The sequence below is a fragment of the Micromonospora wenchangensis genome (assembly GCF_002210435.1).
In the GTDB taxonomy this organism is placed as follows: domain Bacteria; phylum Actinomycetota; class Actinomycetes; order Mycobacteriales; family Micromonosporaceae; genus Micromonospora; species Micromonospora wenchangensis.
Window position 1 is genome coordinate 70,694 of sequence record NZ_MZMV01000007.1, and the last position, 25,896, is coordinate 96,589.

23 protein-coding genes are annotated in these 25,896 nt (G+C 73.3%); 11 read left to right on the forward strand and 12 right to left on the reverse strand.

The window, feature by feature from the left end; translation table 11 throughout:
* Nucleotides 1–203 precede the first annotated feature (203 nt).
* On the forward strand, nt 204–2,165 hold the full coding sequence (locus B5D80_RS05920; protein WP_088642756.1) for a penicillin-binding transpeptidase domain-containing protein: 1,962 nt from the start codon (nt 204–206) through the stop codon (nt 2,163–2,165).
* A gap of 127 nt (nt 2,166–2,292) precedes the next feature.
* Here B5D80_RS05920 and B5D80_RS05925 read toward each other — a convergent pair whose 3' ends face one another.
* From B5D80_RS05925 to icmA, 3 genes are all read right to left on the reverse strand, one after another.
* Nucleotides 2,293–3,303: an arginase family protein gene (locus B5D80_RS05925; RefSeq protein ID WP_425437166.1), complete on the reverse strand. Its 1,011-nt coding sequence runs from the start codon at nt 3,301–3,303 to the stop codon at nt 2,293–2,295.
* 64 nt (nt 3,304–3,367) lie between these two features.
* Nucleotides 3,368–4,291 carry a tetratricopeptide repeat protein gene (locus B5D80_RS05930; protein WP_088642757.1) on the reverse strand — a complete coding sequence of 308 codons (924 nt, stop codon included), beginning with the start codon at nt 4,289–4,291 and terminating at the stop codon, nt 3,368–3,370.
* A 195-nt stretch (nt 4,292–4,486) separates the two neighbouring features.
* A complete protein-coding gene (gene icmA / locus B5D80_RS05935) occupies nt 4,487–6,175 on the reverse strand; it encodes a coenzyme B12-dependent isobutyryl-CoA mutase large subunit (protein WP_088642758.1) in 1,689 nt (562 codons plus the stop codon).
* Between the two features lie 163 nt (nt 6,176–6,338).
* Between icmA and B5D80_RS05940 the strand changes: the two genes are divergently transcribed.
* The gene (locus B5D80_RS05940) at nt 6,339–6,830 is read left to right on the forward strand and encodes a TetR/AcrR family transcriptional regulator (protein ID WP_088642759.1); all 492 of its coding nucleotides are present in this window, start codon (nt 6,339–6,341) and stop codon (nt 6,828–6,830) included.
* A gap of 61 nt (nt 6,831–6,891) precedes the next feature.
* Here B5D80_RS05940 and B5D80_RS05945 read toward each other — a convergent pair whose 3' ends face one another.
* The 3 genes from B5D80_RS05945 to B5D80_RS05955 all read right to left on the reverse strand — a co-directional run bounded on the left by B5D80_RS05945 (nt 6,892) and on the right by B5D80_RS05955 (nt 9,632).
* On the reverse strand, nt 6,892–7,131 hold the full coding sequence (locus B5D80_RS05945; protein WP_088642760.1) for a hypothetical protein: 240 nt from the start codon (nt 7,129–7,131) through the stop codon (nt 6,892–6,894).
* Nucleotides 7,132–7,314: 183 nt separating this feature from the next.
* The gene (meaB, locus tag B5D80_RS05950; RefSeq protein ID WP_245854271.1) at nt 7,315–8,250 is read right to left on the reverse strand and encodes a methylmalonyl Co-A mutase-associated GTPase MeaB; all 936 of its coding nucleotides are present in this window, start codon (nt 8,248–8,250) and stop codon (nt 7,315–7,317) included.
* Nucleotides 8,251–8,438: 188 nt separating this feature from the next.
* Nucleotides 8,439–9,632: an acetyl-CoA C-acetyltransferase gene (locus B5D80_RS05955; RefSeq protein WP_088642762.1), complete on the reverse strand. Its 1,194-nt coding sequence runs from the start codon at nt 9,630–9,632 to the stop codon at nt 8,439–8,441.
* A gap of 63 nt (nt 9,633–9,695) precedes the next feature.
* On the opposite strand from B5D80_RS05955, the gene mce reads away from it, so the two are divergent.
* The 4 genes from mce to B5D80_RS05975 all read left to right on the forward strand — a co-directional run bounded on the left by mce (nt 9,696) and on the right by B5D80_RS05975 (nt 15,624).
* A complete protein-coding gene (gene mce, locus B5D80_RS05960; protein WP_088642763.1) occupies nt 9,696–10,172 on the forward strand; it encodes a methylmalonyl-CoA epimerase in 477 nt (158 codons plus the stop codon).
* Nucleotides 10,173–10,502: 330 nt separating this feature from the next.
* Complete coding sequence (locus B5D80_RS05965; RefSeq protein ID WP_088642764.1) at nt 10,503–11,768, forward strand: DivIVA domain-containing protein; 1,266 nt, start codon at nt 10,503–10,505, stop codon at nt 11,766–11,768.
* Nucleotides 11,769–11,945: 177 nt separating this feature from the next.
* Entirely contained in the window at nt 11,946–14,147 is a 2,202-nt protein-coding gene (locus B5D80_RS05970) for a coiled-coil domain-containing protein (RefSeq protein WP_088642765.1), read from the forward strand.
* A 388-nt stretch (nt 14,148–14,535) separates the two neighbouring features.
* Nucleotides 14,536–15,624: an AI-2E family transporter gene (locus tag B5D80_RS05975; RefSeq protein WP_088642847.1), complete on the forward strand. Its 1,089-nt coding sequence runs from the start codon at nt 14,536–14,538 to the stop codon at nt 15,622–15,624.
* Between the two features lie 17 nt (nt 15,625–15,641).
* Here B5D80_RS05975 and B5D80_RS05980 read toward each other — a convergent pair whose 3' ends face one another.
* The 4 genes from B5D80_RS05980 to B5D80_RS05995 all read right to left on the reverse strand — a co-directional run bounded on the left by B5D80_RS05980 (nt 15,642) and on the right by B5D80_RS05995 (nt 19,246).
* Entirely contained in the window at nt 15,642–16,442 is an 801-nt protein-coding gene (locus B5D80_RS05980) for an alpha/beta hydrolase (RefSeq protein ID WP_088642766.1), read from the reverse strand.
* Nucleotides 16,443–16,536: 94 nt separating this feature from the next.
* Nucleotides 16,537–16,863 (reverse strand): hypothetical protein, encoded by a 327-nt coding sequence (locus B5D80_RS05985; protein WP_088642767.1) that lies wholly within the window; start codon nt 16,861–16,863, stop codon nt 16,537–16,539.
* 57 nt (nt 16,864–16,920) lie between these two features.
* Nucleotides 16,921–18,636 carry a 3-hydroxyacyl-CoA dehydrogenase family protein gene (locus tag B5D80_RS05990; RefSeq protein ID WP_425437169.1) on the reverse strand — a complete coding sequence of 572 codons (1,716 nt, stop codon included), beginning with the start codon at nt 18,634–18,636 and terminating at the stop codon, nt 16,921–16,923.
* A 142-nt stretch (nt 18,637–18,778) separates the two neighbouring features.
* A complete protein-coding gene (locus B5D80_RS05995; RefSeq protein ID WP_088642769.1) occupies nt 18,779–19,246 on the reverse strand; it encodes an FHA domain-containing protein in 468 nt (155 codons plus the stop codon).
* A gap of 193 nt (nt 19,247–19,439) precedes the next feature.
* Here B5D80_RS05995 and B5D80_RS06000 point away from each other — a divergent pair, with 193 nt between their 5' ends.
* A complete protein-coding gene (locus B5D80_RS06000; RefSeq protein WP_088642770.1) occupies nt 19,440–20,939 on the forward strand; it encodes an aldehyde dehydrogenase family protein in 1,500 nt (499 codons plus the stop codon).
* 17 nt (nt 20,940–20,956) lie between these two features.
* Here the strand turns inward: B5D80_RS06000 and nucS are convergent, their stop codons facing one another.
* Complete coding sequence (nucS, locus tag B5D80_RS06005; RefSeq protein ID WP_088642771.1) at nt 20,957–21,616, reverse strand: endonuclease NucS; 660 nt, start codon at nt 21,614–21,616, stop codon at nt 20,957–20,959.
* A gap of 71 nt (nt 21,617–21,687) precedes the next feature.
* Here nucS and B5D80_RS06010 point away from each other — a divergent pair, with 71 nt between their 5' ends.
* Complete coding sequence (locus B5D80_RS06010) at nt 21,688–22,305, forward strand: DUF4126 domain-containing protein (RefSeq protein WP_088642848.1); 618 nt, start codon at nt 21,688–21,690, stop codon at nt 22,303–22,305.
* 67 nt (nt 22,306–22,372) lie between these two features.
* On the opposite strand, the gene B5D80_RS06015 is transcribed toward B5D80_RS06010, so the two are convergent.
* Nucleotides 22,373–22,969, reverse strand: a complete 597-nt coding sequence (locus tag B5D80_RS06015; RefSeq protein WP_088642772.1) for a hypothetical protein — start codon at nt 22,967–22,969, stop codon at nt 22,373–22,375.
* A gap of 597 nt (nt 22,970–23,566) precedes the next feature.
* Between B5D80_RS06015 and B5D80_RS06020 the strand changes: the two genes are divergently transcribed.
* The 3 genes from B5D80_RS06020 to B5D80_RS06030 all read left to right on the forward strand — a co-directional run bounded on the left by B5D80_RS06020 (nt 23,567) and on the right by B5D80_RS06030 (nt 25,842).
* The gene (locus B5D80_RS06020) at nt 23,567–23,863 is read left to right on the forward strand and encodes a DUF1540 domain-containing protein (RefSeq protein ID WP_067312880.1); all 297 of its coding nucleotides are present in this window, start codon (nt 23,567–23,569) and stop codon (nt 23,861–23,863) included.
* 231 nt (nt 23,864–24,094) lie between these two features.
* Nucleotides 24,095–24,997: an ABC transporter ATP-binding protein gene (locus tag B5D80_RS06025; protein ID WP_088642773.1), complete on the forward strand. Its 903-nt coding sequence runs from the start codon at nt 24,095–24,097 to the stop codon at nt 24,995–24,997.
* Nucleotides 24,997–25,842 carry an ABC transporter permease gene (locus B5D80_RS06030; protein ID WP_088642774.1) on the forward strand — a complete coding sequence of 282 codons (846 nt, stop codon included), beginning with the start codon at nt 24,997–24,999 and terminating at the stop codon, nt 25,840–25,842. Before B5D80_RS06025 ends, B5D80_RS06030 begins: the two co-directional genes overlap by 1 nt.
* The last annotated feature ends 54 nt before the right edge of the window (nt 25,843–25,896 follow it).

Consider the following 25,896-nt stretch of genomic DNA (forward strand, 5'->3'; position numbering starts at 1 on the left):
TCGGGATGTTCATCACACCTGCGGGCCCACCACTTCGTGCGGTCCCGTTGGGGCCCGGCCCCACCCCCGGCGTCGCCGTCACGGCGGCCCGGCCGCACCGGCGTACGGCCTGGCCGGGTGGCCCCGGCGGCCGCACGGGGCGGTACGGGCGGCGACGACGGACTAGCGTGCAGGGCAGCCCGCCGTCCGGAAGGTGCAGCTCCATGCCCCTGTCGTACCCCTACCGCTGCCCCGGCACGCCCCTGCGACGGGGGCTCGCGGCCCTGGCCGCCACCGTGCTGGCGGCCGGCGCCCTGGTCGGCTGCTCCGCCGACGACGGGCTGACGGGCAGCGTCGACGCGTTCCTCGCCGGCTGGCGATCCGGCAATCTGGACAAGGTGGGCTTCGTCGACCCGACCGGGGCGAGAGTGCCCGCCGGCACCGTCGTCGAGGAGATCAAGGCGCTTTCCGGCGATCTCGCCGCCACCCCGCCCGCCCTGCGGCACGTCGGGGAGGCCGAGGTCACCAAGAACCTCGCCACCACCACCGTCGACATCCGGTGGACGCTGCCGGGCGGGGCGGACTGGGCCTACCAGCGTCCGCTCCGGTTGCGGCAGAACTCCGGCGACGACCGGTGGCAGGTGATCTGGGAACCGCAGGTGCTGCACGACCAGCTCGCCAAGGGCGACCGGTTGACGCTGCGGCGGACCGCCGCGCCCCGGGCCGGGCTGCTCGACGGCGCGGGACAGCCGATCGTGACGCCCCGGCCGGTGGTCCGGATCGGACTGCAACCCGGCGAGATCCCGGACGTCGCGGCGCTGGTGGGGCGGCTCGACGCGGCGTTCCGGGCGGTCCGGCCGCCGATCAGCCCCCCGGTCGACCTCGCCGACCTGCCGCAACGGCTCCGCGACGCCGACCCGGACGCGTTCGTCGAGGTCGTGACGTTGCGGGACGAGGCGTACCGGCAGATCCGTTCCCGGATCTACGACCTGCCGGGGACGAAGTTCCGGGCCGAGAAGCTCGACCTGGCACCGACCCGGGAGTTCGCCCGCGCCCTGCTCGGCACGGTCGACCCGGCACAGGCCGACGACCTCGCCGCCCACCCCGACCGGTACGCCAAGGGCGACCTGGTCGGCCACGGCGGCCTCCAGGGCCGCTACGACGAGCGGCTGCGCGGCGCTCCCGGCACCACAGTGGAGATCCGCCGGCCCGCGCCCGAGGGCGGCAGCACCGTCGTCACCGAGGCGTTCCGGCAGGAGCCGGGCCCCGGCCAGCCGGTCCGCACCACCCTCGACGTGGCCACCCAGAACGCCGCCGACGGCGCGTTGCGGGGCGAGAAGCGACGCGCGGCCCTGGTGGCGGTACGGGTCGGCGACGGCGCGGTGCTCGCCGCCGCCAACGGCCCCGGGGCGGCCGGGGAGAACCTGGCCTTCACCGCCCAGGTGCCACCGGGCTCCACGTTCAAGACGGTCAGCGCCCTGGCCCTGCTGGACAAGGGGGCGGTGACCCCGCAGACCGTCGTCGACTGCCCGAAGACCAGCGTGGTGGACGGCCGCCCGTTCAAGAACTCCGACGACTTCGTGCTGGGCAGGGTGCCGTTCCGGACCGACTTCGCGAAGTCCTGCAACACCGCCTTCGTCGCGCTGGCCCCGCAGCTCGGCCCGGACGGGCTGGCCGCCACCGGTCGTACCCTCGGGTTGGAGGGCTCGTGGGACCTCGGCGCGGACGTCTTCACCGGCAAGGTCTCCACCGGCGGCGGGCCGACCGAGCAGGCCGCCGCCGCGATCGGCCAGGGCACCACCGTGGTCAGCCCGCTGGCCATGGCGGGGGTGACCGCCGCCGTCGCCCGGGGCCGCTTCGAGCAGCCGAAATTGGTGCTCGACCCGGCCCCCGCCGCGCCCGCCGCGGCCGGCCCGACGCTGCGGGCCGAGTCGGTGGCGGCGCTGAAGACGATGATGCGCGAGGTGGTCACCGCCGGCACCGCCCGGGCGCTGGCCGACGTGCCGGGTGGCCCGGTGTACGGCAAGACCGGCACCGCCGAGTACGACGACGATCCGGCGCACACCCACGCCTGGTTCGTCGGGTGGCGGGGCGACGTCGCGTTCGCCGTCTTCGTCGAGCAGGGTGGTTCGAGCACGGCCAGCGCCGTCCCGATCGCCGAACGCTTCCTCCGCGCCCTCCGCTGACGCCTCTCCCGCCCGGCCCGGTCTCGCGCTCGACGGGGGCGATGTAGCGGTATCCAGGTCGCGTGACCCCGCCACATCGGCCCCGTTGCGGGGTCACGCGGGCCGGGCCAGGCGGGCCGGGGCACGGTCAGGCGACCGGCTCCTCGGCGCGGCCATGCGCGTCGGCCGGGTCGGGGTCGGCGGGGTGCGGCTGGGGCGGCAGCAGCCGGGGTGGGACGGCGTCCGGGGCGACGACCGGGGCCAGTCCGGCGACGACCGTGTTGACGATCTCGGCGGCGTACGCGCCGTCCGGGTCGTAGTCGGGGTCGAAGACGGTCAGCTCGACGCCGAGGCAGTGCGGGGTGTCCACCAGCCCGGCGAGCAGGATCTCCAGCTCGGCGAAGGCGATCCCGCCCGGGTCGGGGGCGTCCACGGCCGGCATCACCGCCGGGTCGAGCACGTCCACGTCGATGTGCACCCAGTAGCCGGCGCAGTCGGCGAGTTGCTCGTGCGCCCACTGGGCGCTGCGGGCGGCCCCCTCGGCGCGCAGGGCCGGCACCGGCCGGGTGATGATCCCGGCGGCCTGGAGGTCGAGCCGGTACTCGTCCTGCGCGCGGATGCCGAGCACCACCACGTCGATGTCCCGGAAGTACGGTCGACGCCCCTCGATGGCGGCCAGGTCGGCCTGCCCGCGCCCGGTCACCAGGGCGAGGTCCTCCCCCGCCGCCGCACCGACGTAGGAGGCGTTGCCGGGGTGCCGGAAGTCGGAGTGGCCGTCGACGAAGACCAGCCCGATCCGCCCGCCGACGGCCTCGCCGAGCCGGTGCATCGCCAGCGCCGAGCCGAGCAGCACCGAACAGTCCCCGCCGAGGACCAGCGGGAACTCGCCCCGGTCGATGATCGCGCCGATCCGGTCGGCCAGCGCCGTCGAGTAGCCGGAGATCTCCCGGGCGTGGCAGACCCCGTCGCCGGGCCGCCAGTCGCCCGGGTCGTACCGGGGGGCGGTGAGGCAGCCTGCGTCGCGGGCCCCGAGCCGGGCGAGCAGGCCGTGGTCGCGCAGCGCCCCGGGGGCCTTGCCGCAGCCGGGGACGGAGGTGGAGGTGGGTGGGCGCAGACCCAGGTTGGTCGGCGCGTCGAGGACGGCGATTCGGCGCATCACGGGCTCCCGTCCTCGATGGTCGGCGGGCCGGCCGTGCGGCCGGCCCGCGCGGGGTGTCAGGGGATCAGAACAGGGCGCTGGCCAGGGCGCGACGGGCGGAGGCCACGGCGGGGTCGTCCGGGCCGGCGATGCTGAACAGCGAGACCAGGTGTTGGCGGGCCCGGTCCCGGTCGTCGCCAGCGGTCCGCCGGACCACCCCGACCAGCCGTTCGTACGCCTGCTCGGCCATGCCGCTGAGCACCTCGATGTCGGCGGCGAGGAGCTGGGCCTCGACGTCGTCGGGGTTGGCCTGCGCGGCGGCGAGGGCGGCCTGCGGGTCGGCACCGGCGACCCGCCGGGCCACCCCGACCTGGGCCAGGCCGGCCTCGGCGGCGGCGTCCGCCGGGGACTCGGCGAGGATCTTGCGGTACGCCTGCTCGGCGGCGTCGAGGTCGCCGCTCATCAACGCGTCGTCGGCCTCGTCGAGGCGCGGGTCCTCCGGTTCGGCGACGGTGACGCCACCGGCCTTGAGCACCGCGGCGAGCCACTGGCGCAGCTGCGGCTCGGGGATCACCCCGGGGAAGGCGTCGATCGGCCGCCCGCCGACCACCGCGTAGACGGTGGGGATCGCCTGGATCTGGAACATCTGCGCGATCCGCGGGTTCTCCTGGACGTCGACCCGGGCCAGGACCCACTGGCCGGCCCCCTCGGCCGCCAGCCGCTCCAGCACCGGGGCGAACTGGTCGCTGTCCGGGTAGCCGGCCGCGCCGAAGAAGACCACCACGGGTGTGGTCATCGACCGTTCGAGCACCCCGGACTGGATGTTCGCCTCGGTCACGTCGAGCACGGCGGCGCTGCCACCTGTGGCGGGACCGCCAGGTGCGCCGGTGGGTGCGCCGGTCTGGCTCGGTGTGGCGGGACGGGAACTGGCCGGGGCGGTGCCGCGCAGCGCGCTGAGGTCGACCGCGCCGCGGGTGAAGATCGACGAGGTGATCCGTGGGTCGCTCATGGTTACCTAGTCTCGCACGATCCCCACCGTTGTCGGCTCAGCCGCAACGCCCACAGTTGCCACTCTCACCTCCCGTTCTCCCCCCACCCCCACCCCGTCGATCATGGAGTTGTGGTGGGCGTAGCGCCCCTTTTATGAGGCTCTGCCACCACCACAACTCCATGATCGACCGGGGGTGGGGTTGGGGGACGGGGGTTAGAAGCGGGCGGGTTCGCGGTAGGTGCCCCATTCCGTGCGTAGGGCGTCGCAGATTTCGCCCAGGGTGGCTTCGGCGCGGACGGCGTCGAGCATGGGCGGGATCATGTTGCCGCCGGTACGGCTGACCTCGATCATGCGCTGCACCGCCGCCGTCACCGCCGCGTCGTCGCGGGCGGCCTTGCGCTCGGCGAGCACCCGGCGCTGCTCCAGCTCCACCTCGTGCGAGATGCGCAGGATCTCCAGCTCCTTGGCGACCGTGCCGGTGTGGCAGTTGACCCCGACGATCTTCTTGTCGCCCTTCTCCAGGGCCTGCTGGTAGACGAAGGCCGACTCGGCGATGTGGCCGGTGAACCAGCCGTCCTCGATGCCGCGCAGGATGCCGGAGGTCATCGGGCCGATCCGGTGCGGGCCGTCGCCGCCGAGCTGCCGGATCCGGGCGAAGATCTCCTCCGCCTCGGCCTCGATGGCGTCGGTGAGCGCCTCGACGTACCAGGAGCCGCCGAGCGGGTCGGCCACGTTGGTCACCCCGATCTCCTCCATCAGCACCTGCTGGGTACGCAGGGCGATCTCGGCGGATTCGTCGGTGGGCAGGGCCAGGGTCTCGTCGAGGGCGTTGGTGTGCAGCGAGTTGGTGCCGCCGAGCACGGCGGCAAGGGCCTCCACGGCGGTGCGTACCACGTTGTTGACCGGCTGTTGCGCGGTCAGCGACACCCCGGCGGTCTGGGTGTGGAACCGCAGCCAGAGGGCCTTCTCGCTGGTCGCGCCGTAGACGTCGCGCAGCCAGCGGGCCCAGATCCGGCGGGCGGCACGGAACTTGGCAATCTCCTCGAAGAAGTCCAGGTGCGCGTCGAAGAAGAAGCTCAGCCCGGGGGCGAAGACGTTGACGTCCAGGCCGCGCGAGAGCCCCAGCTCGACGTAGCCGAACCCGTCGGCCAGGGTGTACGCCAACTCCTGCGCGGCGGTCGAGCCGGCCTCGCGGATGTGGTAGCCGGAGACCGACAGCGGCTTGTAGCGCGGGATCTCGCCGGCGCAGTACTCCATCAGGTCGCCGATCAGGCGCAGGTGCGGCTCGGGGTCGAACAGCCACTCCTTCTGCGCGATGTACTCCTTGAAGATGTCGGTCTGCAACGTGCCGTCGAGCCGGGACAGGTCGACGCCCTGCCGCTCGGCGGCGACCAGGTACATGCAGAACACCGGCACCGCCGGGCCGGAGATGGTCATCGAGGTGGTGACGCCGGCCAGGTCGATGCCGTCGAAGAGCACCTCCATGTCGGCGGCGGAGTCCACCGCGACCCCGCAGTGCCCGACCTCGCCCAGCGCCTGCGGGTCGTCGGAGTCACGCCCCATCAGGGTCGGCATGTCGAAGGCCACGGAGAGCCCGCCGCCGCCCGCGCCGAGGATCATCTTGTACCGCTCGTTGGTCTGCTGGGCGTTGCCGAACCCGGCGAACTGCCGGATCGTCCAGGCCCGACCCCGGTAGCCGGTCGGGTGCAACCCCCGGGTGTACGGGAACTCGCCCGGCCAGCCGATCCGTTCGAACCCGGGGTACGCGGTGCCCTCGGGGGGCCCGTACACGGGTTGCACGGTGGCGCCGGACAGGGTGGTGAAGTCCGCGTCCCGCTTGCGCGCGGCGTCGTACCGGGCCTGCCAGCGTGCCCGTCCGGCGGCGATCTCGTCGGCGTTCATCCGCGGGGCTCCTCCTCGAGTCCTCGACCGAACCCCGAGTGTAGAACGACAACCTGAACGATCGCTAAGGGAACTCACCCCCCCTCGCCACCCCACCCCGGTGATCAAGAGGTTTGCGTCACGATCCGCGGGCAGATTGACGCGAACCTCTTGATCACCGAGGGTGAGGGGGAGGTCGGGGTGGGCTGCGGTCGCCGCGCGGACAGGCCTGGCGCGTCCGAGCGCCTACCAGTACTTCGCGTCCCGTACCGACCTGCTCGACGCGGTCATCGTGGACCTGCTTCCCCGCTGGTCGACCTACGTGACGCAGCGGATGCGCCGGGCCAGCACCCCCGGCCACCGGGTCCTCGCCTACGTGGCGGCCAACCTCCATCTGGTCGCCACGGGCGAGCACGCGGTCTTCCGCGGGTTGTCGGCGATCGCTTCGCCGGAAGCGTTCGCCGAACCCGGCCGTCACCTCCACGAACAGTTGCGCGCTCCGCTCGTGGAGGCCCTCGCCGAGCACGGCGCACCCGACCGGGCCGGCACCGCCGAACTCGTCCAGGCGATCGTCTACACCGCCTCCCACATGATCGAGGACGGTGTCGGGGAGGCCAGGGCGCGTTCACTCGCGCGCGGGCCGCTGGAGCCGTACCTGCGGCAACCGACCGGCTGAACACACCACCGGCGGCGGCCAGCGGAACGGTCGTTCCCATTCCGCGACGGCGCGGTCCGGATCAGGTGTAGAGGAGCAGGTGCCAGTGCGGGTTGTGGCTGGCGGAATAGTTGCAGGCATAGTCGCGGTACCGCGAATTCGGCAGCTCGACCGCATTGCTGCCGGCCTGGTAACAGGAGGTGCTGTTGGTGAACCAGCCGCCACTCACCGAGCCGGCACTCGCGGCTGCCGCCGTCGTCGCCAACGTCAGCGACACGGCGCCGACGACGAGCGCGCCGGAGACACCGAGCCGGGTGGCCATTGTTCCGATCCTGGTCACGGTATTCCTTCCCTTCCTCGGTTCGGAGACCGCGCCCCGGGCGCAGAATGCGCCCGGGCCCGAGATCAGTTTCGCCGTTCCTGTATACACGCGTACATCACGGCATTCAAGAGCAGCAATATGCCCCCCGAAAAGGGCCAGGTGGTGTCCGGCCCGCCGGCCCGGTCAGGCGCTGATCTGGGCCAGCAACTCGTCCGCCGCCGCGTACGGGTCCAGCGCCCCCTCGGCGACCTTCGCGGCGAGCGTCGGCAACTCCGTACCGTCGCGCAGGGAACCGATGCGGGCGCGCAGGGTGCCCAGCGCGATCGCCTCGATCTCGGCGGCGGCCCGCTTCTCCCGGCGGCGGCGCAGCTCGTCGTGCTGCTCCAGCCAGGCCCGGTGCTTGTCGATCGCGGCGGCGATGTCGTCGATCCCCTCGCCGCGCGCGGCGACCGAGCGGACCACCTGCGGCCGCCACTGCCCCGGCCCGCGCTCGCCCAGCGCGATCATGCCCTGGATGTCACGGACCGTGTTGTCGGCGCCGTCCCGGTCCGCCTTGTTGACCACGAAGACGTCGGCGATCTCCAGGATGCCCGCCTTGACCGCCTGGATCGCGTCACCCATGCCGGGGGCGAGCAGCACCAGCGTGGTGTCGGCGAGCGAGGCCACCTCCACCTCCGCCTGGCCGACCCCGACGGTCTCCACCAGCACCACGTCGCAGCCGGCGCCCTCCAGCACCCGGACCGCCTGTGGGGTCGCGGCGGAGAGCCCGCCGAGGTGCCCCCGGCTGGACATCGACCGGATGTAGACGCCCGGGTCGGTGGCGTGGTCCTGCATCCGCACCCGGTCACCGAGGATCGCCCCGCCGGTGAACGGGCTGGACGGGTCGATGGCCAGCACGCCGACCCGGTGCCCGCCCGCCCGCAACGCCCGCACCAGCTCGTTGGTGGTGGTCGACTTGCCGACCCCCGGGGAGCCGGTCAACCCGACCACCTGGGCCTGCCCGGCGTACGGCGCGAGCGCCGCCGCCACCTGCGGCAGCACCTCGTCGCCGGACTCGACCAGGGTGATCAGCCGGGCCACCGCCCGGGGGTCACCCTCGCGTGCCCGACGCACCAGCATCCGTACGTCCCGACTGCGACGAACCGGGACAGCGGCCGGGGAGGGAGCGTTCTCGACAGTCACTGGGCCACCTTCGCTCACGACTGCGGGGCTCGCAAACCCCGCCCACTCCCCGCGCTCGTCACCGGATCACCTTCGCGCCCGACTGCGCGGCTCGCCGACCCCGCCCCTGCCGACCCGGATGCGGGTCAGCCCTGGGCGTCGGCCGGCACGTGGATGATCAGGGCGTCACCCTGACCGCCACCACCGCAGAGCGCCGCCGCGCCGGTGCCGCCGCCGCGCCGCTTCAGCTCCAGCGCGAGGGTGAGCACCAGCCGGGCGCCGGACATGCCGATCGGATGCCCCAGCGCGATGGCCCCGCCGTTGACGTTGATCTTGTCGACGCCGACCCCGAGGTCCCGCGCGGACTGGATCCCGACCTGGGCGAACGCCTCGTTGATCTCGATGAGGTCGAGGTCGTCGATGCTCAGGCCACCCTTCTTCAGGGCGTGCTGGATGGCGTTGGACGGCTGCGAGTGCAGGGAGTTGTCGGGGCCCGCCACGTTGCCGTGCGCGCCGACCTCGGCCAGCCAGGTCAGACCCAGCTCGTTCGCCTTGGCCTTGCTCATCACGACCACGGCCGCCGCGCCGTCCGAGATCGGCGACGAGGAACCGGCGGTGATCGTGCCGTCCCTGGTGAAGGCGGGACGCAGCTTGGCCAGCGACTCGGCGGTGGTGTCCGGGCGGATGCCCTCGTCCTCGCTGATCACCAGCGGGTCGCCCTTGCGCTGCGGGATGACCACCGGGGTGATCTCGTCGGCGAAGTGGCCGTTCTTCTGGGCGGCGGCGGCCCGCTGGTGGCTGGCCGCCGCGAATGCGTCCTGCTCCTCGCGGGTGATGCCGTGCCGTGCGCCGAGCCGCTCGGTGGACTCGCCCATCGAGCAGCAGTCCCAGGCGTCGCTGAGCCCGTCGTGGGCCATGTGGTCCTTGATCGTCACGTCGCCGTACTTGTAGCCGGCGCGCTGACCGAGCAGCAGGTGCGGGGCGTTGGTCATCGACTCCATGCCACCGGCCACCACGATGTCGAACTCGCCGGCCCGGATGAGCTGGTCGGCCAGGGCGATCGCGTCCAGGCCGGAGAGGCACACCTTGTTGACGCTCAGCGCCGGCACCGACATCGGGATGCCCGCCTCCACCGCCGCCTGCCGGGCGGGGATCTGCCCGGCGCCGGCCTGGAGCACCTGGCCCATGATCACGTACTGCACCTGGTCCGGGGCGACCCCGGCGCGCTCCAGCGCCGCCTTGATCGCGATGCCGCCGAGCTTCGTCGCCGGCAGGTCCTTCAGGTTGCCCAGCAGCCGGCCCATCGGGGTCCGCGCGCCGCTGACGATGACCGATGCCACTGTCTGCCTCCGAGGGGGGTACCGAGCTGTACGCCTTAACGGCTGTTCGGCCAGACTAGCGTCATGGCTGAGAACTCCCCCGTCGAGCCCGCTGCCGACTACGTCACAGACATCGGGCTGCGCCGTATCGACCACGTCGGGGTCGCGGTCGCCGACCTGGACGCCGCGATCGACTTCTATCAGCGCACCTTCGGGATGCGCTGCATACACGAGGAGACCAACACCGAGCAGGGCGTACGCGAGGCGATGATGGCCGTCGGCCCGACCGCCGAGGGCGGCTGCGTGCAACTGCTCGCCCCGCTGTCGCCGGAGTCGACCATCGCCAAGTTCCTCGACCGCAACGGCCCCGGGGTGCAGCAGGTGGCGTACACGGTCGCCGACATCGACGCGGCCTGCGCGACCCTGCGCGAACGCGGCGTACGGCTGCTCTACGACACGCCGAAGCGCGGCACCGCCAACTCCCGGGTCAACTTCGTCCACCCCAAGGCCGCCGGGGGCGTCCTCATCGAACTCGTCCAACCCGCCGACACCCCCCACTGACCCTTCCTCTCCCCCTCCCCCGCCCCTCCCTCCGTGTCGATCAAGAGGTTTGCGTCATCCCGATCTCCAGACCTGACGCAAACCTCTTGATCACCGGGGCGGGGCGGACCGGGGCGGGCATTGTGCGGGGATGCCATTCCGGGGGTGGCGGGGGAAAGGTGTGGGGCACTGCCGGGATAGCGGGCGGTGACGGCGGCGGGGCCGCCCGGACCTGCCAAGATCGCCGTTTGGCGTCGGCCGCCGGTACGACCCGGTGGACCATGTAAAGAGGACACGAAAGCTCGGCACCGCTCTTGCGAACGACCCCGGGGGGTCTGCAAGTATGTCCCAATGCCCCAGCAGCAGTCCTCCCCTCTCGCGTTCTTCGATAACGCGAACTCGCAGCCCGACTTCACGGTGGGCCTGCGCGGATACAACACCCACCAGGTCGACGACTTCCTCGGCCGGATGACAGCCGCGCTGACCCAGTCGGAGCAGGCCCGCGCCGAGGCCGAGCAGCGGATGAACGACGCCCAGCGTCGGCTCCGCCAGGCCGAGCAGCGGCAGGCCGCGCTCGAGCAGAAGCTCACCGACACCAACAAGCAGCTCGAGGAGAACAGCCGGCCGACCCTCTCGGGTCTCGGCACCCGGGTCGAGCAGATCCTCCGGCTGGCCGAGGAGCAGGCCAACGACCACCGCAACGAGGCCAAGCGCGAGTCGGAAGGAATCCTCTCCGCTGCCCGGCTGGAGGCGCGGGAGATCACCGACAAGGCGCGCGCCGAGGCCGCCGCGATGAAGGCCACCGCCGAGCGGGAGGCCGGCACCGTCCGCACCGCCGCCGAGCGGGAGGCCGCCGAGGCCCGGGTGCAGGCCCGCCGGGAGGCCGACACGCTGCGCGCCGACGCCGACCGGGAGACCAAGCAGCTGCGTACGGTCACCGCGCACGAGGTGGCCGAGCTGAAGTCCACCGTCGAGCGGGAGGTCGCCACCCTGCGCGCCACCGCCGAGCGGGAGATCACCCAGCAGCGGGCGAAGGCCGCCCGGGAGGCCGAGGAGAAGCGCGCCGAGGCGACCAAGCTGCTCACCGACGCCCGCGACAAGCGGGACAAGGACCTCCAGGCGCTGGAGCTCCAGCTCGCCGAGCGGCGGGAGAAGGCCGAGCGCGAGGAGTCGGAGCGGCACGCCGCCCAGGTGGCGCAGACCCAGAAGCTGGTCGGCGAGGCCGAGCAGCGGGCGCGGGCCGCCCAGGAGCGGGCCAAGGAGATCGAGCAGCGCGCCGAGGCCCGCCGGGTCGAGTCCGAGCGCACCGCCAACGACACCGTCGACAAGGCCAAGGCGTTGGCCGAGAAGACCCTCAACGAGGCCAAGGCCGAGGCGAAGCGGCTGCTCACCGAGGCGCGCACCGAGGCGGACCTGACCACCCAGGCGGCCCGCCGCGAGGTGGAGGACCTCACCCGCCAGAAGGACGCGGTCACCTCCCAGCTCGGCCAGATGCTCTCCGGCCTGGCCGGGATCGTGCCGGGCGTGCCGGCCCAGCAGCAGGCCGCCGCGCCGGCCAAGGCGGAGCCGGCGAAGGCCGACGCCGAGTCCCGGGCGACCGCGGAGACCGCCAGCTGACCGAACGCATCGACGGGGCATGAGTCGCGGCGCGGAGGGACACCGGATGACCGGTGCACCCCCGCGCCGCGCCCGTTCCCGCCCTGTGACACCCTGTCGCGGGACAGCACTGAAACAGCTCCCCACAGCGGCGTCCGTATCGCCCCCGGAGGGCCGGATGCGTGTGAGGATGGGGGCATGTCGCACGGCGAGGAACTGTTCGCTCTCGGCGGGGATGTGACCACGGAGCCCAGCTTCGAGTCCGCTCTGCGGGGATACGACAAACGACAGGTCGACCGGTACGTCGCTCGTGCGGAGCACGAGATCGCCACGCTGACGGGTGAGCGGGAACAGGCGTACACCCAGATCCACAAGCTGGCCGGTCAGGTCGAGCACCTACAGCGGGATCTCGCCCAGGTGCGCAAGCAGGTCGGGGTGGTGGACCGGGCCTCCTTCAAGCACCTCGGCCCCCGGGTCGAGCAGATCCTCGCCCTCGCCGAGGAGCAGGCGGACGCGATCCTGGTCGCCGCCAACGAGGAGATCGAGGCCCGCCGGGCCGCCGCCGAGCACATCATCGACGAGGCCCGCGAGCAGGCCGCCCGGGCGCTCAAGGACTTCGAGATCGCGCTCGCCGCCCGGCGTGCCGAGGAGGAACGGCACACCACGGCCCGCAAAGCCGAGGCGGACGCCGCCGTGCGTACCGCCAAGGAGGAGGCCGCCCGGCTGCGCAGCATCGCCAAGGACGAGGCGACCCTGCTGCGCGCCACCGCCGAGGACGAGTCCAACCGGTTGCGGACCGCCGCCCAGGAGGCCCTGAACCGGGCCCAGCAGGAGGCCACCAAGCTCCGCGACACCGCCAAGGAGATCCACTCCCGGGCCCAGCAGGAGGCCACCAAGCTCCGCGAGATGGCGAAGGCGGCGCTGGCCAAGGCCCAGAAGGAGGCCACCGACCTGCGCGAGGCCGCCAAGGAGGTGCACCTCAAGGCACAGCAGGAGGCCCGGCGGCTCACCGATTCGGCGACGGAGACCAGCCGCGCCACCCACGCCAAGGCGCTCCAGCAGGCCAAGCAGGTCACCGACGACGCCGACGGCGCGGCCAAGGCGACCCGGGAGCGGGCCCGGCAGGAGGCGCAGCGGCTGACCACCGAGGCGACCGAGGCGGCCCAGCGCAGCCGGGCCGAGGCCGAGGCGTACGTGCAGCGGATGCGCACCGAGACCGAGGCGTACGTGCAGCAGTCCCGCGCCCAGACGCAGCAGGAGCTGGGGGCCTGGCGCGCGGGGGTGGAGCAGGAGGTCAACGGCCGGCGGGAGGCCGCCGACCGGGAGCTGGCCCAGCGCCGGGCCGCCGCCGAGCAGGAGTTCGCCAAGCGCCGCGACGAGCTGGACCGCAAGCACCGGGCCCGGCACGACGAGCTGGAACAGCAGCACGGCACGCGGCAGGCCGAGCTGGAGCGGGAGTGGGCCGCCCGGCGGGACGAGATCGAGCAGGGCGCGGCCGAGATCCGCCGGGTCGCCGAGGCGGACGCGGCGACGCTGCGCCGTACGGCCGAGCAGGAGACCACCGAGCTACGGCGGCGGGTGGAGCAGGAGACCACCGAGCTGATCGACCGGGTCGAGCGGGAGACCGCCGAGAAGCGTCGCCAGGCCGACGAGCACGTCGCCGCCTCCCGTCGGCAGTTCGACGAGTACGCGGCCACCACCCAACAGCACCTGGCCACCACCCAGCAGCACCTCGCCGCCACCCAGCAGGAGGCGGCGGCCGGCCGGCAGCAGCTCGCCCGGGTGATGCTGGAGATCGCCCAGGCCCAGCAGCAGCTCGCCGACCTGCGTCAGGAGACCTGGCAGGCGCGGCAGGAGCACGACGAGCTCCAGCGGGACGTCACCGCCCTGCGGACGCGCGCCGCGACGCCGGTGGGCACCGACGCGGTGGTGCCGTCCCCGGACGGCGACCGGCCGGGGACGGGCCCGCTCGGCAACGGCAGGAAGCCGAAGCCGACCCGCACCGCCGACGCCCCGGCGCCGCAGCCGGTGGGCTCCGCTGCGACCGGCGGCGGCAAGGCCCCCGCCGACAGCGACGCCGGGAAGGAACCGGTCGGTGCGGACGCGGTCGTGGCCGTCACCAGGCCGGCCGGCGGTCCGGCCGCCAACGGCACGAAACCGACCGGTGGTACGGACGGTGCCGCGAAGCCGAAGGCCGAGCCGGTGACCACGGTGGACGGCGGGACGGCGAGCGCCGGGGTGGACGGTGAACCGACAGTCGCCGCGGTTCCGGGCACCGCCGGCCGGGGCGCCACCCCGACGAAGATCACCAGTACCGGGGAGAACGGCAAGCGGCCCAGCAAGCCGACCACCGACGAGCGCAGCGCCAAGCCGAGTACGGTGACCGTCGAGTCCGAGTGACCACGGCGGGGCGACCCCGGGGTGGCCGGCGGGCCGCCCACCCCACTACCCTGCGGGCAGGAGCCCGTACGGTAGGTGGTCGCCGGGTGGGTCGGCCGATCCACTCCGGTCTGCCGCGCCGGGGCGGAACTGGGGAGGTCCGGTGGCACAGCAAGGCCCGGCACGCGACGACGCGGCCCGGGACAGCGTCCGCGCTGGCGTACCGGTGGCCCGGGCCGGGAAGGAACCGGTGACGGCCCGCTCCGAGCCGCCGCCCGGCCCGACCGGGGAGCCGGCCACCGGGGCAGAGCCCGCCACGCGCGCAGAGCCCGCCGCACCGACCGGCCGGGCCACCGACGCCCCCACCACGGCACCGCACGCGCCAGCGCAGGACGCACCGGCGCGGAACATGTCGGGGGACGGCTCCGCCGGGTCGGTCGCCACCGGATCGGGGCGGTTCGGTCGACCCGGGCGGCCACTGCGCCGCAGCAGTTTCCTGGTCGGGTTCACCGGGGCCCTCGGCGTGCTGCTGGCGTACACCGTGTTCCTGGGGATCCGCAATGCCGGCGGCATCCTGGTCCTGGTAGTGATCGCGCTCTTCCTGGCGGTGGGGCTCAACCCGGCGGTGGTCCGGCTGCGCCGCTGGGGGCTGCCGCACGGGCTGGCGGTGGCGGTGGTGGCGCTGACTGTGGTGCTGCTGATCGTCGCCGGGCTGGTGGCGTTGGTGCCGCCGGTGGTGACCCAGACCGGGCAGTTCATCGAGCAGCTCCCCAGTTACGTCGAGGAACTGCGCCGCAACCGCACCGCCAACGACCTGGTGGTGCGGTACGACGTGATGCGGCGGGTGCAGGAGCTGGCGAACGCGGACACCGTGGGCCGGGCGCTCGGCGGGGTCCTCGGCGGCGCTCAGTTGATCTTCGGCACGATCTTCCGGGTGCTCACCGTGCTGGTGCTGACGATCTACTTCCTGGCCTACTTCGACCGGCTGCGCGACCTCGGGTACGCGTTGGTGCCGAGGTCCCGCCGGCAACGGGTCAGCCTGATCGGCGACGAGATCCTCACCAAGGTCGGCGCGTACATGGTGGGGGCGTTGAGCATCGCCGTGCTGGCCGGCGCGACCAGCTTCGTCTTCGCCCTGGTCGTCGGGCTGCCCTACCCGTTCGCGCTGGCCGTGGTGGTGGCGGTGACCGACCTGATCCCGCAGATCGGGGCCACCCTCGGCGCGGTGGTCGTCAGTCTGGTCGGCTTCGCCACCGCGCTGCCGGTCGGCATCGCCTGCGTGGTCTTCTTCGTGCTCTACCAGCAGGTGGAGAACTACCTCATCTACCCGAAGATCATGCGGCGGTCGGTGGAGGTCAACGAGGTGGCCGCGCTGCTGGCCGCCCTACTCGGGGTGGCGCTGATGGGGGTGGTCGGCGCGCTGATCGCCATCCCGGTGGTCGCCGCCCTCCAGCTGATCCTGCGCGAGGTGGTGCTCCCCCGCCAGGACCGCCGCTGAGACACGACCGGGAGGGCTCAGCCGGCGGCGGGCCCCGGTACGGGGGTGTCGGCGAAGGCGGCCACCGTCCGGTCGGCGTACGCACTGACGTCGCCGGTCTCCATCGGGCCGTCCCACCTCGTCGGCAGCGGCAGCGGCACCGCCGGGTTCACCCGCCTGACGATCTCGTCGAGCACCCGCTCGGCGTCGCCCACCCAGAGGTGCTTGGCCCCGGGCACGCCGACCACCTCGGCCTGCGGCACCGCCGCGAAGCGCCGCCGGGCCTCGTCGGGGCGCAGGTAGTCGTCGAACTCGGGCACCAGCGCGGTCAGCGGCCGACCCGACTCCGCCCAGACGGCCAGGTCGCCGGGTTGCGAGAAACGCAGCGGCGGGGAGAGCAGGATCGCTCCGGCCACCGCCGGGTCGCAGCCGTACTTCAGGGTCAGGTCGGTGCCGAACGACCAGCCCACCAGCCAGATGTTCGGCAGCTCGTGGAACTCGGCGTACTCGATGGCGGCGGCGACGTCGAACCGCTCGCCCACCGCGTTGTCGAACGCACCCTCGCTGGTGCCCCGCACGCTGCTGGTGCCCCGGGTGTTGAACCGGAGCACCGCCAGGTCGGCCAGGGCGGGCAGCCGCCAGGCCGCCTTGCGGAAGACGTGGCTGTCCATCATCCCGCCGTGGGTGGGCAGCGGGTGCAGGCAGACCAGGGTGCCCGCCGGCGTCCGGTCGACCGGGCGGGCCAGCTCACCGACGAGCCGCAGGCCGTCGGCGGTGTGCAGCTCGATGTCCTCCCGGTGGCCGGGCAGGATCGACGACGCGCGGATCGGTGTGCTCACCGCCCCAGTCTGACCCGAACCCGCCGCGGTCGCTCGCCCGGGGCGGAACCGGGGTGATCCAGATCGCTCGCGCCGGGTGGGTGGGCCGGAGCGGTCAGCCGTACCGGGGAGCGCCCCGGCCGCGCAGCAGGTTCGGTCCCCGCCGGTCCCGGGCCCGCCAGCAGCCGTTGTGCCAGTGCCGCCGGTCGGTGAGGTCACCCGCGCCGTCGGCCGGCCAGGCCACCAGGTGCGCCACCCCGGGTCGGATCTCCTGGTCACACCCGGGGCAGCGGTACGTCTTGACGGACGCCCCGCCGCTGATCCCGCGTACCTGCCACTCGCCGTCGCGCCACTGCTGCACCGATTCGACGCCGTGCCGGGCCCGTTCGGCGTCCAGCTGGCCGGTGTCCTCGCGACGGGGGCGGTTGCGACGGGGGCTCACCGTGCCAAGGTTACGGTCAGGCCAGCGTCCCGGCGGGGTGAGGTCGATCGCCCCGGATCAGCGCCCGGCGTGCTCGCGGAACCGCCGGCCGGCGGTGACCAGGTGGTGCAGCAGCGGCGCGGGGGCCAGGCCCGGTTCGCGCGATTCCCGGTACAGCGCCCGCTGCACGGCCAGCGCCACGTCGGGGCCGACCGCGTCGAGCAGCGCGAACGGGCCGGTCGGATAGCCGCAGCCGAGCGTCATCGCGTGGTCGATGTCGTCGACGCCTGCGTAACCGGCCTCCAGCATCTGCACCGCGTCGTTGAGGTACGGGAAGAGCAGCGCGTCGACCACGAGGCCGGCCCGGTCGGCGCAGACCAGCGTGGTCCGGCCGAGGGCGGCGCAGACCGCGCGGGCGGTGGCGGTGGCCTCCGTCGAGGTCCGGACGGTAGTCACCACCTCGACCAGCGGGCGTACCCGCACCGGGGCGCAGAAGTGCAGGCCGAGCACGTCGGCGGGACGGCTGGTGGCCATCGCCAGGTCGATCACCGGCAGCGCGGAGGAGGCGGTGGCGAGCAGCACGCCCGGCTTGCAGACCTCGTCGAGGCGGGCGAACAGCGCCCGGGTGGCGTCCAGCTCCCCCGCCGTCGCCTCGACCACCAGGTCGGCGTCGGCGAGTTGCTCCAGCGCGTCCGCCCAGGTGATCCGGGCCAGCGCGGCGTCCCGGCCGGTCGCGTCCCGGCGGTCCCGGGTGACGTCCTCGTCGAGCGCGGCCCGGACCGCCCCGGCGGTCCCGGCGGGCCCGTCCGCGCCGACGGCGACCACCTGGTGGCCGGCGGCGGCGAACACCGCGGCGAGATCGGCCGCCGTCGTCCCCGAGCCGACGACACCGACCGTGGCCACGGCCGTGGTGCCCGGCACGTCGTCGGCGGCGGCGGTGGGGGTCGACCCGTCGGGTACGACCTTCGCCGAGCCCGGCTTGTCGTAGGTGTAGAAGCCGCGCCCGGTCTTGCGGCCGAGCAGCCCCGCCGTGACCATCTGCCGGATCAGCGGCGTCGGGGCGTGCCGGCGGTTGCGCCCGCCGTGCCGGTACATGGTGTTGAGGATCTCGTACGCGGTGTCCAGGCCGATCAGGTCCAGCAGGGCGAGCGGGCCCATCGGCAGGCCGCAGCCCAGCGTCATCGCCGCGTCGAGGTCCTCGCGGGTGACGTGGCGTGCCTCGAACAGGCCCACCGCCTGGTTGAGGTAGCCGAACAGCAGGGCGTTGGCGATGAATCCGGCCCGGTCGCCGATCGTCACGCCGACCTTGCCGAGCCGGGCGCAGAGCGCCTCGACGTCGGCGACCACGTCGGCGGCGGTGACCACGGTGCGGACGACCTCGACCAGTTTCATCACCGGTGCCGGGTTGAAGAAGTGCAGGCCGACGACCTGGTGGGGACGGCCGGTGGCGACGGCGATGTCGGTGACGCCCAGCGAGGAGGTGTTGGTCGCGAGGATGGTGTCGGGCCGGCAGATCCGGTCCAACTCGGCGAAGATCCGCCGCTTGAGGTCGAGGCGCTCGGGGACCGCCTCGACCACCAGGTCCACCGCGTGCAGCGCGTCCAGCCCGACCTGGAAGTCGACCCGGGCGTGCAGGGCGTCCCGGTCGGCCTCGGCCAGCTTGCCCCGGGCCACCGCCCGGTCGGTCGACCGGGTGAGGGTGGCCCGGCCCCGGGCCAGGGCGTCCGGGGAGATCTCCACCGCGACGACGTCGACACCGTTGCGGGCGAACACCTCGACGATGCCGGCACCCATGGTGCCCAGACCCACCACGCCCACCCTGGTGAACTCCCGCGCCACGACCGGCCTCCCCTGGTTGATTCCGCCGTTGCCGGCATGAACGAACGCTAAGGTTATCCGCCGGGACCGGCGCGGGGGAGGTCGGTCCCCGTCCGCCTCAGGCGTCGACGACGCTGGGCGCGGGGACCGGGGCGGCCGGCAGGGCGTCGGTGGGGCCGGGGACGCGCGACGGCAGCGGCAGCGTGGGCCGGTGGTCCCGGCGGCCGACGGACCCCCCGGCGAAGCGCAGGCCGACCGGGTCGGTGGTGGCCAGTCCGGGGTCGAAGTAGCGCAGTTCGGTACGGCCGAGCCGGATCACGTCGCCGTCGGTGAGCGGTTCGGCGTCGGTGATCCGCCGGTCGTTGAGCCAGGTGCCGTTGGTCGACCCCAGGTCGGCCAGGAGCACCCCGTCGTCGGTCAGCCGCACCTCGGCGTGCCGCCGGCTCAGGTGCGCGTCGGCGACCGCGATGTCGGCGGTCGGCGCCCGGCCGATCACCTGCGGCTGGGGCCGGACGCGGAAGCTCGCCCCGCGCATCGGGCCAGCGGCCACGGTCAGCAGTGGCATCAGTTCCGGATGTTCCTGCATGGACAGTCAGCTCCCCACCCACCGTCGCCCCGCGGTCAGCCTGCCAGCTCCGCGTGATCAGCTCACCACCCGCCCGGTCATCTCCGCGACCCCTGGCGGACATCCGGTGTCCACCGAACAGGCGGCGACGGAAGCAATAGCTGAGCAGTGTTCACAACTACCAGCGGGTAGCTTCCGGGTCTAGACTTCCGCCATGACGGCTGTGCAGGTCCCGGGTACCCCGGTCATCTCCGACGGTCGGCTGGTCTCGACGAGCCCGGCCACCGGTGACGAGGCCGGCAGCGTGCCGGTCGCCACCGCCGGGGAGGTGGACCGCGCGGTCGCCCGCGCCCGCACGGCCGGGCAGTGGTGGGCCGGGCTCGGCTTCACCTGCCGCCGCACCCGGCTGCTGCGCTGGCGGGCCCTGCTCGCCCAGCGGGTCGAGGAGCTGGCCGAGCTGATCCACGTCGAGGGCGGCAAGCCGGTCGGAGACGCCGTCGTCGAGGTGCTCACCGCCATCGAACACATCGACTGGGCGGCCCGCAACGCCCGCCGGGTGCTGGGGCCGCGCCGGGTCCGCTCCCGGCTGATCCTCGCCGAGTTCTCCGGTCACCTCGAATACCAGCCGCACGGCGTGGTCGGGGTGATCGGCCCGTGGAACTACCCGGTCTTCACCCCTGTCGGTTCCGCCGCCTACGCGCTGGCCGCCGGCAACGCGGTCGTCCTCAAGCCCAGTGAGTACACCCCGGTCGTCGGGCAGTGGCTGGTCGACACGTTCGCCGAGGTGGTGCCGGAGCAGCAGGTGTTCACGGCGGTGCACGGCCTGGGCGACGTCGGCGCGGCGCTGTGCCGCTCGGGCGTCGACAAGGTGGCCTTCACCGGTTCCACGGCGACCGCCCGCCGGGTCATGGCCGCCTGCGCCGAGTCGCTGACCCCGGTGCTGCTGGAGGCCGGCGGCAAGGACGCGATGATCGTGGACGCCGACGCCGACCTGGACGCCGCCGCCGAGGCGTGCGTCTGGGGCGCGCTGACCAACGCCGGGCAGACCTGCATCGGCATCGAACGGGTCTACGCGGTGGCGGCCGTGCACGACGCGTTCGTCGACAAGGTGGTCGCCCGCGCCGAACGGCTGACCGTCGGTGCGGATGGGGCCGATCTCGGCCCGATCACCATGCCGAGCCAGCTCGACGTGATCCGCCGGCACATCGACGAGGCCGTCGCCGCCGGGGGGCGGGCGGTGCTGGGCGGTCCCGCCGCCGTGCAGCCGCCGTACGTGCACCCGACGGTGCTGGTGGACGTCCCCGACTCCGCGTCGGCGATCCGTGAGGAGACCTTCGGCCCCACCGTGACCATCACCCGGGTCGCCGACGCCGACGAGGCCGTACGCCGGGCCAACGCCCTGCCGTACGGCCTGGGGGGTTCGGTGTTCGGGCGGCGCGACGCGGTGGCGATCGCCCGCCGGCTGCGCTCGGGGATGGCGTCGGTCAACTCGGCGCTCACCTTCGCCGGGATGTCCACGCTGCCGTTCGGCGGGGTGGGCGACTCGGGCTTCGGCCGCATCCACGGTGAGGACGGGCTGCGCGAGTTCGGCCGGGCCAAGTCGGTCACCAGGCGACGGGCCCGTTCGCTGCTGCCCGCGATGACCTTCGAGCGGACCCCGACCGACGTGGCCCGCATCGTCAAGGTCACCAAGGCCCTGTACGGCCGCCGCTGACCCCGCCCGGCCGGTGGTCAGAACAGGGTCAGCTCGTCGCGCACGATGCCGCGCAGGCGGTCGTAGTCGACCACCACGCAGCGGATGCCCCGGTCGGTGGCGAGCACCCGGGCCTGCGGCTTGATCTCCTGGGCGGCGAACACGCCGGTCACCGGGGCGAGCAGCGGGTCCCGGTTCATCAGTTCGAGGTAGCGGGTGAGCTGCTCGACGCCGTCGATCTCGCCGCGCCGCTTCACCTCGACCGCGACCGCGCCGGCGTTGGCGTCCCGGCAGAGCAGGTCGACCGGGCCGATCGCGGTCATGTACTCCCGCCGGACCAGGGTGTAGCCCTCCCCCAGCGTCTCCGGGTTGGCGGCCAGCAGCTCCTGCAGGTGCGCCTCGACGCCGTCCTTGCGCAGCCCCGGGTCGATGCCCAGCTCGTACGAGGTGTCCTGGAAGACCTCCTCCAGGGTGATCCGCAGCTCCTCGCCGGCCTTGTTGACCACCCGCCACACGCCGGGGGCCTCCTCCAGCCGGCAGGGCGGGCTCATCCAGTTCAACGGCTTGTACGCGCGGTCGTCGGCGTGGATCGACACCGAACCGTCCGCCTTCACCATGAGCAGGCGGGTGGCCAGCGGCAGGTGCGCCGAGAGCCGTCCGACGTAGTCCACCGAGCACTTCGCAATCACCAGACGCACCCGACGAGGGTAGCGGAGGACCGGCCGGTCACCGTCGCGCGGCACTGGCGTGCCGGTGCGATGCTGAGATGGTGTTCGAAGTCCTCACCGGTACCGGGCTCGCCGCCTCGGCGGGCCTGAACGCCTACATTCCCCTGCTCACCATGGGTCTGCTCGCCCGCTACACCAGCCTGATCGACCTGCCGAGCGGTTGGCAGTGGCTGAGCAACGGCTGGGTGCTGGCGATCCTCGCGGCGCTGCTCGCGGTCGAGGTCGTCGCCGACAAGGTGCCCGTGGTCGACCACGTCAACGACGTCGTGCAGACGGTGGTCCGCCCCACCGCCGGTGGCCTCGCGTTCGGCGCGGGGTCGGGCTCGGAGACGGTGACGGTGAGCGACCCGGGCGGGTTCTTCTCGTCCCACCAGTGGGTGCCGGTGGCCGCCGGTGTCGCCATCGCGCTCGGGGTGCACCTGTTCAAGGCGGCGGCCCGACCGGTGGTCAACGCGACCACCGCGGGTTTCGGCGCACCGGTGGCCAGCACCGCCGAGGACGCGACGAGCGTGCTGATGTCCCTGGTGGCGATCATCCTGCCGGTGCTGGTGCTGGCGTTCCTGCTGGGCATGGTGGCGTTCGTGGTCTGGTTCCTGCGCCGACGCCGGGAACGTCGCCGGGACCGCGAGGCGGCCCGCGCCGCCGGCTACCGGGTCTGACCCGCCGCCGCACACGCCGATGGCCGGCACCCCGGGTGGGGGTGCCGGCCATCGTGTCGTACGCGGGTCAGCTGTTCCAGTGCTGGGCGACGAGGTCGGCGGCCTGCTGCTCCCACTGGGCGTAGTGGTCGGGGTACGCCGACACCTGGACGGTCTGGGCGGCCTTGGTCAGGGGCATGTCCTGCCAGCCGTCGACCTGCTTGAGGCCCTTGAGGAACGCCAGGGTGGCGTACTCGGGGTCGGTGATCTGCTCCACCGTGCCCCAACCGCTGGACGGACGCTGCTGGAACAGGCCCTGCGAGTCGTGGTCGTTACGGTCGCCCAGGTGACCCAGGTTCTCCAGCTTCGACTCCTGCAGGGCGGTCGCGATCGACACCACTGCGGCACGCTCGTCCATGCCGGCCTTCTTCGTGGCGGCGATGATCGCCTTGACGTTACCCGTCTGCTCGTCGTTCAGGTCGATGCGGGACTGCTCGCCCTGCACGCCGTGCGGGATCAGCTTGGCCTTGTCCACCGCCGGCTTGTCGGCCTGCACCACGGCCACGGTGTGGTCGGTGGCGGTCGACTCGGCGGTGCCGTGGTTCAGCGGGCCGGCGGCCAGACCACCGGCGACGGCCAGACCGGCGATACCGAGGACACTCTTACGCAGAATGGTGGTCTTCATGGGGGATGCTCCTTCGAGGGGGTCGACGCCACCCGACCGGTCGGGGGACCGGGGCACCGGCGGAGCCGGCGGTGGGGGCGTAAGCACCACGACGAGGCGCTCATGAGGGGAAGTTCTCAGGTCTCCGGCGGGCCCTGCCGCTCGCGCCGGAACCAGATGTAACGACCGGGGGCCCCGCGTCATTCCGGGGCGCTGCCCGCCTCCGGGCTGGCCGGGCGGGGTGCTGCTGCGGTCGTACAGAGGGTGTAACGACTGCGGGCCGGCCGGGATTCCGCCGTCAGGGTGCCGCCGGTCACGGGACGCCCCGCCCGGCCGATCCCATCCCGGACACCGGTGACGCCGCGCCCGCCCCGCCGCACCCACCCCGCTGCGGTGATCAAGAGGTTTGCGTCGCCGAGAGCGCTCTCCGGCGACGCAAACCTCTTGATCACCGGAGTGGAAGGGCAGGGGCGGGCGGGCGGGCGGAGCGGGGACGGGGTGTCCGGGCGCGGGCGCCGCAGTAGCGGGCTTCCTACGGGGTGATCAGCGCAGGAACGGCCCGTGCCCACCCCACCGGCACCTACTATTTGTGGCATATCTACCGAAAGTGAGGTTGTCATGACCGCAGCGATGGAAATGCCCCGGGTTCAGGAGTGCGCGGCCTCGTCCTGCGCCTACAACCACACCAACGACTGCCACGCGTTCGCCATCACCATCGGCAGCACCGACCACGCGCACTGCCACACCTTCGTGGAGCTGCCGGTACGCGGTGGCCTCGACCGGCTCATCGCCCAGGTCGGCGCGTGCAGCCGGGCCGACTGCCGGCACAACGCCGAACTGGAGTGCCGCGCCCCGGCGATCACCGTCGGCCCCGACAACGACCTGGCCGACTGCATGACCTACCAGAGCCGCTGACCGACAGGCCACCACGGGCCGGGGCCGAGCCGTCCCGGCCCGTCGGACATGACCGGCCACGCCAGACCTGCCGGCCATGCCGGACACGCTCGGCACAGCCCGGCCGTCCCCGGCTATGCAGCACCTCACAGGCCCCCGTCGGGGACGAAGCGGGCCGCCTCGACGCGACCCGGCCGACACCGGCACACCCCGGACCGCCGCGCCGGACGGCCTGGTCGCACACTGGACGGCATGGATGACGAGCTCGCGATCTCCGTACGGGGACTGCGCAAGGCGTACGGCGACAACGTCGCGGTGGCGGGGGTGGACCTCGACGTCCGCCGAGGCGAGGTGTTCGCCCTGCTCGGACCGAACGGCGCGGGCAAGACGACCACGGTGGAGATCCTGGAGGGCTACCGGCAGCGCGACGCCGGCGAGGTCAGCGTGCTCGGCACCGACCCCGGTCTCGTCCTCGGGTCCCGTCCGCGCGGCCCACGGGCGGGCGCACCGCGCACCTCCCGGGGTCAGGCCGCCGACTGGCGGTCCCGGGTCGGCATCGTGCTCCAGGGCACCGGCGAGTTCGACGAGCTGACCGTCGCCGAGGTCGTCAGGCACTTCTCCGGGTTCTATCCCGAGGCGGACGACCCGGACAAGGTCGTCGAACGGGTCGGGCTGGGCGCCAAGGCCAACGCCCGCACGCACACCCTCTCCGGCGGGCAGAAGCGCCGGCTCGACGTGGCGCTGGGCATCATCGGCCGCCCCGAGCTGCTCTTCCTCGACGAGCCCACCACCGGTTTCGACCCGGAGGCGCGGCGCGAGTTCTGGGAGCTGATCCGCGACCTCGCCGCCGCCGGCACCACCATCGTGCTCACCACCCACTACCTGGACGAGGCCGAGTCGCTCGCCGACCGGGTCGGGGTGATCGCCGCCGGCCGGGTGATCGAGGTGGCCCCGCCGGACCTGCTCGGCAACCGCCAGGACGCCCTGGCGACGGTCTCCTGGCGTACCCCCGAGGGGACGCCGGAGACGGCGCAGAGCGCGACGCCGACGGCGCTGGTGGCGGAACTGGCCGCGCGCTTCGGCGGCGAGGTGCCCGGTCTCACGGTGACCCGGCCGACCCTGGAAGACGTCTACCTGAGCATGATCGGACACTGATGACCACCACCACGAAGCCGGCGACCCCGCCCGCCACCACCGGCCGCCGGCGGGTCGGGCCGGGCGCGCTCGCCCTGCGCCAGGGCCGGCTGGAGATCACCCAGTTCCTGCGAAGCCGGGAGTCCGTCGTGTTCACGATGGGCTTCCCGATCATCATGATCCTGATCTTCGCGTCGATCTTCGACGGGACGATCGGCGGCGGGGTGAAGTTCACCCAGTACTTCATCACCGGCATGATCGCGACCGGGCTGATGACGGTGAGCTTCCAGAACCTCGGCATCTGGATCCCGATCGAGCGGGACCGGGGCGTGCTCAAGCGCTACCGGGGCACCCCGATGCCGAAGTGGGTCTGGTTCGCCGGCAAGGTGATCATGGTGGTGGTGATCGGCGTCGCCGAGACCGCGCTGCTGCTGGCGGTCGCCGTGGCCCTGTTCGACCTCGACCTGCCGGCCACCGCCGGGAAGTGGTTCACCTTCGGCTGGGTCGCCGTGCTCGGGGTGACCGCCTGCACCCTGTGCGGGATCGCCATCTCGTCGCTGGCCCGCACCGCGCGCAGCGGCTCCGCCGTGGTCACCCCGGTCTCCCTGGTGCTCCAGTTCATCTCCGGGGTGTTCTTCGTCTTCACCGACCTGCCCACCTGGATGCAGCAGGTGGCGGCGCTCTTCCCGCTCAAGTGGATGTGCCAGGGCCTGCGCGCGGTGTTCCTGCCGGAGAGCTTCGGCGCGCAGGAGCCCGGCGGCTCCTTCGAGCTGGGCCGGGTCGCCCTGGTCCTCGCGCTGTGGTGCCTGATCGGCCTGGCGCTCTGCCTGACCACCTTCCGCTGGACCACCAAGCGCGACGGCTGACCCGTAACGCCCCCACGGCCACCCGCCACCCCGCCTGACCCCCGGCCGGGCCGG

Coding starts and splice junctions, on each gene's coding strand:
- B5D80_RS06020 (WP_067312880.1), top strand. CDS start 23,567: ATGACCGCAGCGATGGAAATGCCCCGGGTTCAGGAGTGCGCGGCCTCG.
- B5D80_RS05995 (WP_088642769.1), bottom strand. CDS start 19,246: ATGCAGGAACATCCGGAACTGATGCCACTGCTGACCGTGGCCGCTGGC.
- B5D80_RS05975 (WP_088642847.1), top strand. CDS start 14,536: ATGTCGGGGGACGGCTCCGCCGGGTCGGTCGCCACCGGATCGGGGCGG.
- B5D80_RS05965 (WP_088642764.1), top strand. CDS start 10,503: ATGCCCCAGCAGCAGTCCTCCCCTCTCGCGTTCTTCGATAACGCGAAC.
- B5D80_RS06030 (WP_088642774.1), top strand. CDS start 24,997: ATGACCACCACCACGAAGCCGGCGACCCCGCCCGCCACCACCGGCCGC.
- B5D80_RS05970 (WP_088642765.1), top strand. CDS start 11,946: ATGTCGCACGGCGAGGAACTGTTCGCTCTCGGCGGGGATGTGACCACG.
- B5D80_RS06015 (WP_088642772.1), bottom strand. CDS start 22,969: ATGAAGACCACCATTCTGCGTAAGAGTGTCCTCGGTATCGCCGGTCTG.
- B5D80_RS06000 (WP_088642770.1), top strand. CDS start 19,440: ATGACGGCTGTGCAGGTCCCGGGTACCCCGGTCATCTCCGACGGTCGG.
- B5D80_RS05945 (WP_088642760.1), bottom strand. CDS start 7,131: ATGGCCACCCGGCTCGGTGTCTCCGGCGCGCTCGTCGTCGGCGCCGTG.
- B5D80_RS06025 (WP_088642773.1), top strand. CDS start 24,095: ATGGATGACGAGCTCGCGATCTCCGTACGGGGACTGCGCAAGGCGTAC.
- B5D80_RS05920 (WP_088642756.1), top strand. CDS start 204: ATGCCCCTGTCGTACCCCTACCGCTGCCCCGGCACGCCCCTGCGACGG.
- B5D80_RS05990 (WP_425437169.1), bottom strand. CDS start 18,636: ATGGGTGCCGGCATCGTCGAGGTGTTCGCCCGCAACGGTGTCGACGTC.
- meaB (WP_245854271.1), bottom strand. CDS start 8,250: ATGCTGGTGCGTCGGGCACGCGAGGGTGACCCCCGGGCGGTGGCCCGG.
- icmA (WP_088642758.1), bottom strand. CDS start 6,175: ATGAACGCCGACGAGATCGCCGCCGGACGGGCACGCTGGCAGGCCCGG.
- B5D80_RS05930 (WP_088642757.1), bottom strand. CDS start 4,291: ATGAGCGACCCACGGATCACCTCGTCGATCTTCACCCGCGGCGCGGTC.
- mce (WP_088642763.1), top strand. CDS start 9,696: ATGGCTGAGAACTCCCCCGTCGAGCCCGCTGCCGACTACGTCACAGAC.